Below are 12,176 nucleotides of genomic sequence, written 5' to 3'. Positions count from 1 at the left end.
CGCGCCCCGCGTCAGCTTCCGCCGTGCAGGCCCGCCGCCTGTCGCGCCGCCCGCCCGATCGCCTCCCCGGTTTGCGCTCAGCCGCAGTCGCGGTGCGACGGCGCGGCCCGCCGCGCGCGAATGTGCCATGCCGGTGCGGTTGACAAGGGGCGATTCGCCAAACGATAGATGCCGCCCAAACCGCTATTCCCGAATGTCTTCCCCGGTGACGGGGCGCCGCGCAAACGGCGGCTCGCGCTCGCGCTCCTGGCCGTGCCCGGCCTCGTGCCGGCCGTGTCGTACGCGCAGCTGTCGGGCGCGGCCGCGCAGCCGCAGCCGCTCGACTCGCCGTGGGACCTGCGGCTCGCACCGCAGCTCGAGGATCATCCGCTGAAGGACGGCGCGAAGCCGGCCGCCTTCGTGATTGCCGACCACACGAGCGGCACCGCCGAGCAGGACCTGGCCGCGAAAGGCTCGGCCGAGCTGCGTCGCGGCGATGCGGTCGTGAAGGCCGACGCGATCCACTACGATCAGGATACCGACATGGCCGATGCGTACGGCCAGGTCAGGGTGATCAACAACGGTACGTCGTTCGCGGGCCCCGAGGCGCATCTGAAGATCGAGGCGAACCAGGGCTTCATGACGGCGCCGAAGTACCACTTCAACGTGACGGGCGGGTCCGGCAGCGCGGAGCGCGTCGACCTGCTCGACAGCGAGCGCTCGGTGTTCGTCAACGGCACCTACACCGCGTGCCAGTGCTCGACGAACCCCGCGTGGTACATCAAGGGCAGCCGCTTCGACTTCGATACGGGCGCCGACGAAGGCACCGCGCGCAACGGCGTGCTGTTCTTCCAGGGCGTGCCGATCTTCGCGAGCCCGTGGATGACGTTCCCGCTGTCGGGCGAGCGGCGCAGCGGCCTGCTGCCGCCGACGTTCTCGATGAGCTCGAACAACGGGTTCGAGCTGTCGCTGCCGTACTACTTCAACATCGCGCCGAACCGCGACCTGACGATCACGCCGCGTATCCTCGCGCGGCGCGGCGTGCAGACGGAAGCGTCGTTCCGCTACCTGTCGCCGTCGTATTCGGGCACGTTTACGGCCAATTACCTGCCGGACGACCGGCTCGCGCACCGCGACCGCTACGCGATCTACTGGCAGCACCAGCAGAACTTCGGCGGCGGTTTCGGCGGCTACGTCTACTTCAACAAGGTCTCGGACAACACGTATCCCGAAGACCTTGGGTCGATGAACGAGTTCATCAACGGGACGCAGACGCTGTACCAGCAGGAAGCCGGCCTCACGTACAACAACGGCCCGTGGTCGGTGCTCGCGCGCTACCAGCACTGGCAGACGCTGCCGCCGTCGATCGCGCCGTACAGCCGCGAGCCGCAGTTGAACGTGAAGTACACGAAGTACAACGTCGGCGGTTTCGACTTCGGCGCGGAAGCCGATTATTCGCGGTTCCGCATCACGACCGGCGATGCGACCGAAGGCGACCGGATCGTCTTCAACCCGTACATCGCGTACGGCGTGTATGGCCCCGGCTACTTCGCGGTGCCGAAAGTCCAGTACCACTTCGCGTCGTACGACCTGAACTACCTGTCGTCGAGCACGCCGAACAGCCCGAAGCGCTTCACCGAGTCGATTCCGACCGTGAGCTTCGACTCCGGCCTGATCTTCGACCGCTCGGTGCACCTGTTCGGCCAGGACTTCATCCAGACCCTCGAGCCGCGCCTGTACTACGTGTACACGCCGTATCGCGACCAGTCGAACGCGCCGCTGTTCGACACCGCGGAATCGGACTTCGGCCTCGCGGAGATCTACCAGCCGAACACGTTCGTCGGCAACGACCGGATCGCGGACGCAAACCGGATCACGGCCGGCCTGACGTCGCGCTTCATCGATCCGCGCACCGGCGACGAACGCGCGCGCTTCGTGATCGCGCAGCAGTACTACTTCGCCGACCAGCGCGTCACGCTGAACGCGGGCCAGAGCGCGGTGCTGGCGCGCCATTCCGACCTGATCGCCGGCGCCGCGCTGAAGCTCGGCTCCGGTTTCATGTCGGAGACGGCGTTCCAGTACAACCAGAACAACAACCAGCTCGTGAAGTCGAGCATCGGTTTCGGTTTCAGCCCGGGCGAGCGCCGCGTGATCAACGTCGGCTATCGCTATACGCGCTCGAACACGACGCTCGACAACCAGCCGATCAACCAGTTCCTGGTGTCCGCGCAGTGGCCGCTCACGCGCCGCTTGTACGCGGTCGGCCGCTTCAACTACGACCTGGCCGCCGACCGGATCGTCGACGGTCTGCTCGGCTTACAATACGACGCGGATTGCTGGGCGCTGGGAGTCGGGGTCCAGCGGTTCGCGAACGGCGTGAATTCGTCGGGACAGCAGAACTCGTCGACGCGATTCATGATGCAGCTGACGCTCAAGGGCTTGTCGAGCGTCGACAACGGCCTCGTGGCCGCGTTCCGCGCCGGGGTGCCGGGCTACACGGCGCTGCCGTCCGCGCCGCCGCCGATGTCCCGCTTCAGCAACTACGAATAACGCCGGCTCGTCCGCACCGGTCAGCACGATTTCAATGGAGTATCAGTGGCAATGAAGAAAACCCTTCGTTTCGCGGCAGTCGTGTCCAGCCTCGCCGCGTCCGCCGCGCTGCTCGCCGCTGCGCCGGCCGCGGCGCAGGCGCTCGGTTCGCAAGGCGCGCAGCTCGCCGACGAAGTCGTCGCGGTCGTCAACAACGACGTGATCACCGGCCGCGAACTCGACCAGCGCGTCGGCCTGATCTCGCGCCGGCTGCAGCAGCAGAACGCACCCGTACCGCCGGTCGACCAGCTCCGCGCGCAAGTGCTGAACCAGATGGTGCTCGAACGCATCCAGGTGCAGAAGGCGAAGGACGACGGGATCCGCGTCGACGACGCGACCGTGCAGTCCACGCTGCAGCGCCTCGCGCAGGCGAACGGGATGACGCTCGACCAGTATCGCGCGCGGATCGTCGCGCAGGGCGTGCCCTGGAGCGTGTTCACGAGCGACGCCCGTACCGAGCTGATGCTGTCGAAGCTGCGCGAGCGCGAGGTCGACGGCAAGATCACCGTGTCGGACGCCGAGGTCGCGAACTACATCGCGAGCCAGCGCGGCCCGAACGCGTCGCAGCAGCAGGACCTGCGCTTCCAGCACATCTTCATCAAGGCACCGACCAATGCGCCGCAGGCCGAGATCGAAGCCGCGCAGAAGAAGGCCGACGCACTGCTGCAGCAGGCCACGTCGGGCGCCGATTTCGAGAAGCTCACGAAGAACAATTCGGAAGCGAACGACGCGAAGAAGGGCGGCGACCTCGGCTTCAAGGCACCGGGCGCGCTGCCGGCCGACGTCGTCGACGCCGCATCGAAGCTGCGCCCGGGCCAGGTCAATCCGACGCTGATCCGCGTGCCGGACGGCTTCGAGATCGTGCGTCTCGTCGACCGCCGCCAGAGCCAGGGCACGAGCGCCGCGGCACCGAAGATCGTCCAGACGCACGTGCGCCACATCCTGTTGCGCGTGGGCGAAGGCAAGTCGGAAGGCCAGGCGCGCCAGCAGCTGCTGGACATCCGCAAGCAGGTCGAGGCCGGCGGCGATTTCGAGAAGTTCGCGCGTACCTACTCGCAGGACGGCTCGGCGTCGCAGGGCGGCGATCTCGGCTGGATCAGCCCGGGTGAGACCGTGCCGGAATTCGAGCGCGCGATGAACAACCTGCAGGCCGGCCAGATCAGCCAGCCGATTCGTACCGAGTACGGCTATCACCTGATCCAGGTGGTCGAGCGCCGCGAGGCGGAAGGCTCGGTGCAGCAGCAGATGGATATCGCGCGCCAGGCGATCGGCCAGCGCAAGGCCGAGCAGGCATATGCCGACTGGCTGCGCGAACTGCGCGATTCGTCGTACGTGCAGTACAAGATCGGCGGCGCCGGCCCGGCGGACTGAGCGAGCTTCACATGACGGCATCCGCGCTGCAGATCGCGATCACGACGGGCGAACCCGCGGGGGTTGGCCCGGAGCTGACCGTGCAGGCATTGCAGGATGCCGCGCGGCGCTGGCCCGGCGCGCACTTCACCGTGCTCGGCGACGCCGCGCTGCTCGACGCACGCGCGGCGGCCGTCGGTGCCGGCCGTGCGGTGCTCGCCGGCGGCGGGCCGGTGTCGGTCGAGCATCATCCGCTCGCCGTGCCCACGCAGGCGGGCCGGCTCGACGCGGCCAACGGCCGCTACGTGCTCGGGCTGCTCGATGCCGCGATCGATGGCGCGGTGGCGGGCCGCTATGACGCGATCGTCACCGCACCGCTGCAGAAGAGCACGATCAACGATGCCGGCGTGCCGTTCACCGGCCATACCGAATACCTCGCGGAACGCACGCACACGCCGCGCGTCGTGATGATGCTGGCCGGCACGGGCGAACGGCCGCTGCGCGTCGCGCTCGCGACCACGCACCTGCCGCTGAAGGACGTGTCGGCCGCACTGACGATCGACGGGCTCGTCGAGACGCTCGCGATCATCGATCGCGACCTGCGGCGCGACTTCGGTCTCGCGGTGCCCCGCATCCTCGTGACGGGACTGAACCCGCACGCGGGCGAGAACGGCTATCTCGGGCGCGAGGAGATCGACGTGATCTCGCCGGCGCTCGCGCGAGCACAAGCGCAGGGCATCGACGCGCGCGGCCCGTACCCGGCCGACACGCTGTTCCAGCCGCGCCATCTCGAAGGCGCCGATTGCGTGCTCGCGATGTTCCACGATCAGGGCTTGCCCGTGCTGAAGTATGCGACCTTCGGCGAGGGCATCAACGTCACGCTCGGGCTGCCGATCATCCGCACGTCGGTCGATCACGGCACCGCGCTGGATCTGGCCGGCACGGGCCGCGCGGATCCGGGCAGCATGGCCGCCGCGCTCGACACGGCCGTCACGATGGCGCGCCATCGCCGCGCGTCCTGACGCACACAGGCCCAGGCCTGACCTTATTCGTCGTATTTTTCGTTTTTCTCACTCGATGTCGAACAGCAGACAGCATCAAGGCCACTTCGCGCGCAAGCGCTTCGGGCAGAACTTCCTCGTCGATCACGGCGTGATCGACTCGATCGTCGCGACGATCGGTCCCGCGCGCGGCCAGCGGATGGTCGAGATCGGCCCCGGTCTCGGTGCGCTGACCGAGCCGCTGATCGCGCGCGTCGCGACGCCCGAGTCGCCGCTGCACGCGGTCGAGCTCGACCGCGACCTGATCGGGCGGCTGCAGCAGCGCTTCGGCGCGCTGCTCGAGCTGCACGCGGGCGATGCGCTCGCGTTCGACTTCCGCTCGCTCGCGGCACCGGGCGACAAGCCGTCGCTGCGGATCGTCGGCAACCTGCCGTACAACATTTCCAGTCCGCTGCTGTTCCACCTGATGACGGTCGCCGACGCGGTCATTGACCAGCATTTCATGTTGCAGAACGAGGTCGTCGAACGGATGGTCGCGGAGCCGGGCACGAAGGCGTTCTCGCGGCTGTCGGTGATGCTGCAGTACCGCTACGTGATGGAAAAGATGCTCGACGTGCCGCCGGAATCGTTCCAGCCGCCGCCGAAGGTCGATTCGGCGATCGTCCGGATGATTCCGTACGAGCCGCACGAACTGCCGGACGTCGATCCCGTGCTGCTCGGCGAAGTGGTCACGGCCGCGTTCTCGCAGCGCCGCAAGATGCTGCGCAATACGCTCGGCGACTATCGCGAGACGATCGATTTCGACGGGCTCGGCTTCGATCTCGCGCGGCGCGCGGAGGATGTGGGCGTGGCCGAATACGTCGGCGTCGCGCAGGCGTTGGCGAAGGTGCGCAACGCCGCGGAGTAGCGGCACGCAATGGCGCGGCGCGCCCGGCGCGCGCCGGCGCGAGATTCACGAGGCTGCCCCTGAGCGGGCAGCTTTTTTATTGCGCGCCCGGCTTCGGGAAAGCGCGCGGCCGGGCAGCGTTACGCGCGCCGGCGCGGCGGTGCGTTGACGAGCGCGATGCCGGTCAGCACCAGCGCCGCTGCCGACATGAAGCGCCAGCCGACCGATTCGCCGAGCAACAGCACGCCGAACGCGACGCCGAACAGCGGCGACAGGAACGTGAACACGGACAGCCGCGACGCGCTGTAGCGCGTCAGCAGCCAGAACCACGACAGATAGCTGACGAACGCGACGATCACCGACTGGTAGGCGAGGCTCGCGAGCGCGATCGGCGTGACCCGTGCGAACGACATCTGGCCGAGCAGTGCCGCGAGCGCGACCAGCACGACCGCCGACACCGCGAGCTGGTAGAACAGCGTCTTGCTTGCGCTGGCCCGCGCGAGCGACGTCGAGCGCACGACGACCGTCGTCGCGGCCCACATCGCCCCGCCGAGGATCCCGAGCGCGTCGCCGGCGAGCCCCGCGAGCGCCGACGCGCCGGGTGCACGCGGCTTCAGGAAGCCGTCCGCGAACGCGAGCGCGATGCCGGCGAACGCGAGGCCGACACCGGTCCACTGAGCGCGCTGCAGCCGCTCGCCGGGGGCGAACAGGTGCAGGCCGAGCGCGGTGAAGCACGGTGCCGTGTACAGGAAGATCGCCATGTGCGATGCGCTCGTCAGCGTCAGCCCGAAGAACACGCAGATGAACTCGCCGGCGAACAGCGCGCCGGCCGCGATGCCGGCGCCGAGCGTGCCGTCCGCGCGGAACAGCGGCGTGCCGCGCGAGCGGGCCCAGCCCCACAGCAGGAGCGCGGCGATCACCGAGCGCAGTCCGGCCTGGAACATCGGCGGGATCGCCGCGTTGGTGCTCTTGATCGCGACCTGCTGGAAGCCCCAGATCGCGCATAGCAGGAGCATCACGCCGATGGCGCGGGTGTCGAGCGCACGGCGCACGGGCGACCCGGCGAGCGTGGTCATCGGCGGACCTCGCCGACGTGGTGGGAGGCGGGCAGGAACAGGGACGGCAGCGGGCGGACGGCACGCTCGAATCGGCGGTTTCGCACGGCAGGCGGTGTGGTTGAGTGACGGTGGTGGTCGCGTTCCGGCGGCGGGCGGATGCCCGCTTTTGGTGCGAAATGGGAGGATGTTACCCGATCGGCAGACTCGCCGGGGCGGTCGGGCGTGGCGGCGGCCACTGGCGCAGGGCGCCGGCCCGGTCGCGCAGCGGCTTGCTGTCGGCCGCCGGCGAACCGGGCGCCGACGGCGAGATTCACCCGACTCCGGTAGAATTTCCGGTTCTGGAAAGTCCCCACAGGAGTACCACCATGCGTTTGCTGCATACAATGCTGCGAGTCGGCGATCTCGACCGCTCGATCAAGTTCTACACCGAATTGCTCGGCATGAAGCTGCTGCGTCGCGAGGATTATCCGGAAGGCAAGTTCACGCTCGCGTTCGTCGGCTATGAAGCGGAAAGCACCGGCACCGTGATCGAGCTGACCCATAACTGGGATACACCGTCCTACGATCTCGGCAACGGCTTCGGCCATCTGGCGGTGGCGGTCGAGGATGCCTACGCGGCCTGCGAGAAGATCAAGGCGCAAGGCGGCAAGGTGACCCGCGAAGCGGGCCCGATGAAGCACGGCACGACCGTGATCGCGTTCGTCGAGGATCCGGACGGCTACAAGATCGAGTTCATTCAGAAGGCGGCGCACTGAGCGCGGGCTGAACGCATCGCGGCGCACGCCGTGCGTCGCGGGCAAGCAAAACGGGCGATGCGGAGTGATCCGCATCGCCCGTTTGCATGGTCGGCACGACTGATCGCGTCAAAGCGACGGCAGCAGCTCGGGCGGGTGGTGCTTGAGCGTGTGCCGCGCTTCGCGGAATTCCGGGAAGATCGATTCGACGGTCTGCCAGAACGCCGGGCTATGGTTCATTTCGCGCAGGTGCGACAGCTCGTGCGCGACGACGTAGTCGATGATGGACATCGGGAAATGGATCAGCCGCCAGTTCAGCCGGATCTTGCCGTCGCTCGAGCAACTGCCCCAGCGCGTCGCCGCCGACGACAGCGCAACCATCGAATACGTGACGCCGAGCCGTTCCGCGTAGACCGCGAGGCGTTCGCCGAAGATCCGCTTCGCTTCGCCCTGCAACCAGCCCTGCACGCGATCCTTGATCTGCTGCATGTCCGCCTGCGCGGGCAGCGGCAGCGACAGCCGCAGCGCATCGGCGTCGAACGCGACGGCGCCCGCGCCGAGCGCGATCGTGATCGTCTTGCCGAGATAGGGGAGTTGCGCGCCGTCGCGCCAGTCGATCTGCGGTAGCGCACGCTGCTCGGTGCGGGTCTTCCACTCCGTGAGCTTCGCGAAGATCCAGCGCTGCTTTTCGGCGATCGCCGCTTCGATGTCGGCGAGCGTGACCCAGCGCGGCGCGGTGATCGACAGCCCGCTGCCGTCGATCGTGAAGCCGATCGTGCGGCGTGCCGAGCGTTTCAGCCGATACTCGAGCACGCGGCTGTCGAGGGCGAACGTGCGCACGCGCGAGCGATCGGGCGCGCGGCCCGGGTCGAGCGGTGTCGTGGGTGCTGCGGGAGCCGCGGCGGCTTCAGGCGGCGCCGGCGGCGCGGCGGGGGCCGCCGGTGCGGGCGAGGCCGCGGCCGGCCCGTCGAAGAGCGGCAGATCCATCTGGCGATGATCGAGGGCCACGACGGCAGGCCGTGGCCGCGGACGCTTTTTCATCAGTTCGCTTCGTTTCGTCGTACGCAACGGCTGCAATCCGGGTGCTTCAGACGCGCGCGGCATCGCGCGTGCCGGCATTGCCCGGCTGGCGATATGCATCGGGATCGATGCGGCGCATTTCCGCTTCGATCCATGCCTCGACTTGCGAGTTCAATACGTCGGGCGTCTTGCCTTCGACCGGAATCGGCTTGCCGATCGACACGGTGACGACACCCGGGAATTTCGTGAACGAATTGCGCGGCCACACATGACCTGCATTGTGCGCGATCGGCACGACCGGCGCACCGGATTCGATCGCGAAGCGCGCGCCGCCCGTCTTGTACTTGCCCTGCTTGCCGACCGGCGTGCGCGTGCCTTCCGGGAACATGATCATCCACGCGCCTTCCGACAGGCGCTTCTTGCCCTGGCGGATCACCGACACGAAGGCATTCTTGCCTTCCTTGCGGTTGATGTTGACCATGTGCAGCATGCCGAGCGCCCAGCCGAAGAACGGCACGTACAGCAGCTCGCGCTTGAATACGTAGCAAAGCGGCTTCGGCATCAGCGCCGGAAACGCGAGCGTCTCCCAGGCGGACTGGTGCTTCGACAGCAGCACGGCCGGGCCGTCGGGCAGGTTTTCCATCCCTTCGATCCGGTAGCGGATGCCGTTCAGCCAGCGCACGACCCACAGCGTCGACTTGCACCAGCCGGCCGCCATCCAGTAGCGCGCGTCGGGACGCATGAACGGAAACGCGATGAAGCACGCGGTGGCGTACGGCACCGTGTAGACGATGAAGTAAATCAGCAGCAGCAGGGAGCGGACGAAGCGCATCGGCGTGGGTCTGACAGTAGGGAGGATGCGCGCGGCGGCCGCATCACTCGTGTTCGTGTGAAAGGAAGTCGAGCGCGAACGCGCGCAGGTCGTCGTGGACCTTCGTGCCGTCCGGCAGGTTGCCGGCCGCGAGCGCCTTCTTGCCCTTGCCGGTCAGCACCAGATGCGGCTGAAAGCCGACCGCGACGCCGGCCTGCAGGTCGCGCAGCGCGTCGCCGACGACCGGCGTGTGATCGGGATCGATCTCGAAGCGCTCGGCGATCATCTGCATCATGCCGGGCTTCGGCTTGCGGCAGTCGCAGTGATCTTCCGCCGTATGCGGGCAGAAGAACACCGCGTCGATGCGCGCGCCGACCGCGGCCGCCGCGCGATGCATCTTCAGATGCATCGCATTGAGCGCGGCCATGTCGAACAGCCCGCGGCCGATGCCGGACTGGTTGGTCGCGACGACCACGCGATAGCCCGCGTGATTGAGCCGGGCGATCGCCTCGAGGCTGCCGGGCAGCGCGATCCACTCGTCAGGCGTCTTGATGAACGCGTCCGAATCGACGTTGATCACGCCGTCCCGGTCGAGGACGACGAGCTTGCGGTTGGGGCTGATCGGCATCGTGCGGCCTTTATGCGGCGAGCTTCGAGATGTCGGCGACGCAATTCATCTGCTGATGCAGCGCGGCCAGCAGCGCGAGACGGTTCGCACGCAGCGCGGGATCCTCGGCGTTGACCATCACGTCGTTGAAGAACGTGTCGACCGGTGCGCGCAGCGCGGCGAGCGCCGACAGCGCGCCCGTGTACGCACGCGCCTCGAGCTGCGACTGCACGTGCGGCGTCACGGCCGCGAGCTGTTCGTGCAGCGCCTTTTCGGCGGCTTCGACGAGCAGCGTCGGCTGCACCGCGCCGTTCGTGCCACCTTCCGACTTCTTCAGGATGTTCGAGATCCGCTTGTTCGCGGCCGCGAGCGCTTCGGCTTCCGCGAGGCGCGTGAATTCGCGCACCGCGTCGAGGCGCGCGACGAGATCGTCGACGCGCGTCGGGTTCAGGCTCAGCACCGCGTCGACTTCGCCGGCCGTATAGCCGCGTTCGCGCAGCAGGCCGCGCAGGCGATCCATGAAGAACGCGAAGATCGCATCGGTCGATTCGGCGACAGCCGGCACGCCTTCGAAGCGTGCATGGGCCGTGCGCAGCAGCGACACGAGATCGAGCGGCAGCTGCTTCTCGAGCAAGAGGCGCAGCACGCCGAGCGCGTGGCGGCGCAGCGCGAACGGATCCTTCTCGCCGGTCGGCGCGAGGCCGATGCCCCAGATGCCGACGATCGTCTCGAGCTTGTCGGCCAGCGCGACGGCGGTGGAGACGGGCGTGGTCGGCAGCGCGTCGCCGGAGAAGCGCGGCTGGTAGTGCTCCGCGCACGCGAGCGCGACGTCGTCGGGTTCGCCGTCGTGGCGCGCGTAGTACGTGCCCATCGTGCCCTGCAGCTCCGGGAACTCGCCGACCATGTCGGTCAGCAGGTCGGCCTTCGCGAGGCGCGCGGCGCGCTTCGCGTGCGCGGCGTCGGCGCCGATCGCGGGCGCGATCTCGCCGGCCAGCGCTTCGAGCCGCTCGACGCGTGCGAGCGCCGAACCGAGCTTGTTGTGATAGACGACGTTCGCGAGCAGCGGCACGCGGTCGGCGAGCGGCTTCTTCTTGTCCTGCTCGAAGAAGAATTTCGCGTCGGCGAGGCGCGGGCGCACGACGCGCTCGTTGCCTTCGATGATCTCGCCGGGCGTCTTCGTCTCGATGTTCGACACGATCAGGAAGCGCGAGCGCAGCTTGCCGCCGACGTCGGTCAGCGCGAAGTACTTCTGGTTCGTCTGCATCGTGAGGATCAGGCATTCCTGCGGAACCTGCAGGAATTCGTCCTCGAAGCGGCACGGATAGACGACCGGCCATTCGACCAGCGACGTCACTTCGTCGAGCAGCGCGTCGGGCATCACGACCGTGTCGCCGTTCGCGAGTTCGTTCAGTTGCGTGCGAATCGTTTCGCGGCGATCGGCGAAATGCGCGATCACACGGCCCTTGTCGCGCAGCGTGTCGGCATACGCGCGCGCATGCTGGATCGCGACGAGGCCGTCGGAGAGGAAGCGATGGCCGAGCGTGGTGTCGCCTGCATCGATACCGAACGCGGTGACGGGCACGATGCGATCGTCGTGCAGCACGGTCAGGCGGTGTACCGGACGCACGAACTTCACGTCGGAGCCGTCCGGGCGCTGGTAGGTCATGAACTTCGGGATCGGCAGCTTCGCGAGCGCTTCGTCGAGCGCGGCCTGCAGCCCGTCGGCGAGCGTGGCGCCGGCCGCCGAGTAGTTGACGAAGAACGCTTCGGCCTTGCCGTCCTGCGCGCGCTCGAGATCGGCGATCGTCAGGTTCGGGTGGCCGAGCGCCGCGAGCTTCTTCGCGAGCGGGGCGGTCGGGTTGCCTTCGGCGTCGAGCGCGACCGATACGGGCAGGACCTTTTCGCGGACCTGCTTTTCCGGTGCGACGGCGCGCACGTTCTGCACGACGACCGCGAGGCGGCGCGGCGTCGCGTAGCGTTCGAATACGAGTTCGCCTTCGACGAGGTCGCGCGCCGCGAGGCGTTGCGCGAGACCTTCGGCGAATGCGTCGCCGAGGCGCGCGAGGGCCTTCGGCGGCAGCTCTTCGGTCAGCAGTTCGACGAGCAGGGGGGCGGGATGATTGTGCGTCATGTCTGGAATA

10 protein-coding genes are annotated in these 12,176 nt (G+C 68.1%); 5 read left to right on the top strand and 5 right to left on the bottom strand.

The window, feature by feature from the left end:
- The first annotated feature begins 168 nt into the window (after positions 1-168).
- The 4 genes from ACTJKF_RS14020 to rsmA are packed head-to-tail and all read left to right on the top strand — an operon-like array spanning position 169 to position 5,826.
- Positions 169-2,529 (top strand): LPS-assembly protein LptD, encoded by a 2,361-nt coding sequence (locus tag ACTJKF_RS14020; RefSeq protein WP_440624122.1) that lies wholly within the window; start codon positions 169-171, stop codon positions 2,527-2,529.
- Positions 2,530-2,580: 51 nt separating this feature from the next.
- Entirely contained in the window at positions 2,581-3,939 is a 1,359-nt protein-coding gene (locus tag ACTJKF_RS14015; RefSeq protein WP_440624121.1) for a peptidylprolyl isomerase, read from the top strand.
- 11 nt (positions 3,940-3,950) lie between these two features.
- Positions 3,951-4,940, top strand: a complete 990-nt coding sequence (pdxA, locus tag ACTJKF_RS14010) for a 4-hydroxythreonine-4-phosphate dehydrogenase PdxA (protein ID WP_440624120.1) — start codon at positions 3,951-3,953, stop codon at positions 4,938-4,940.
- Positions 4,941-4,995: 55 nt separating this feature from the next.
- Entirely contained in the window at positions 4,996-5,826 is an 831-nt protein-coding gene (rsmA, locus tag ACTJKF_RS14005; RefSeq protein WP_440624119.1) for a 16S rRNA (adenine(1518)-N(6)/adenine(1519)-N(6))-dimethyltransferase RsmA, read from the top strand.
- A gap of 119 nt (positions 5,827-5,945) precedes the next feature.
- Here the strand turns inward: rsmA and ACTJKF_RS14000 are convergent, their stop codons facing one another.
- A complete protein-coding gene (locus tag ACTJKF_RS14000; RefSeq protein WP_440624118.1) occupies positions 5,946-6,881 on the bottom strand; it encodes a DMT family transporter in 936 nt (311 codons plus the stop codon).
- A gap of 347 nt (positions 6,882-7,228) precedes the next feature.
- Between ACTJKF_RS14000 and gloA the strand changes: the two genes are divergently transcribed.
- Complete coding sequence (gene gloA, locus ACTJKF_RS13995) at positions 7,229-7,618, top strand: lactoylglutathione lyase (protein ID WP_440624117.1); 390 nt, start codon at positions 7,229-7,231, stop codon at positions 7,616-7,618.
- A gap of 108 nt (positions 7,619-7,726) precedes the next feature.
- Here gloA and ACTJKF_RS13990 read toward each other — a convergent pair whose 3' ends face one another.
- From ACTJKF_RS13990 to glyS, 4 genes are read right to left on the bottom strand one after another with little or no spacing between them, the layout of a single operon-like run.
- A complete protein-coding gene (locus ACTJKF_RS13990; RefSeq protein ID WP_440624116.1) occupies positions 7,727-8,638 on the bottom strand; it encodes a M48 family metallopeptidase in 912 nt (303 codons plus the stop codon).
- A gap of 46 nt (positions 8,639-8,684) precedes the next feature.
- Positions 8,685-9,449 (bottom strand): lysophospholipid acyltransferase family protein, encoded by a 765-nt coding sequence (locus ACTJKF_RS13985; protein WP_440624115.1) that lies wholly within the window; start codon positions 9,447-9,449, stop codon positions 8,685-8,687.
- A 43-nt stretch (positions 9,450-9,492) separates the two neighbouring features.
- The gene (gene gmhB, locus ACTJKF_RS13980) at positions 9,493-10,056 is read right to left on the bottom strand and encodes a D-glycero-beta-D-manno-heptose 1,7-bisphosphate 7-phosphatase (protein ID WP_440624114.1); all 564 of its coding nucleotides are present in this window, start codon (positions 10,054-10,056) and stop codon (positions 9,493-9,495) included.
- A 10-nt stretch (positions 10,057-10,066) separates the two neighbouring features.
- Entirely contained in the window at positions 10,067-12,166 is a 2,100-nt protein-coding gene (gene glyS / locus ACTJKF_RS13975) for a glycine--tRNA ligase subunit beta (RefSeq protein WP_440624113.1), read from the bottom strand.
- Positions 12,167-12,176: the final 10 nt, after the last annotated feature.

Origin of the sequence: Burkholderia sp. 22313, assembly GCF_052045245.1 — a bacterium.
GTDB lineage: Bacteria > Pseudomonadota > Gammaproteobacteria > Burkholderiales > Burkholderiaceae > Burkholderia.
Note: the sequence above shows the minus strand (reverse complement) of the source record. Positions and strands in the feature narration are given on the sequence as shown.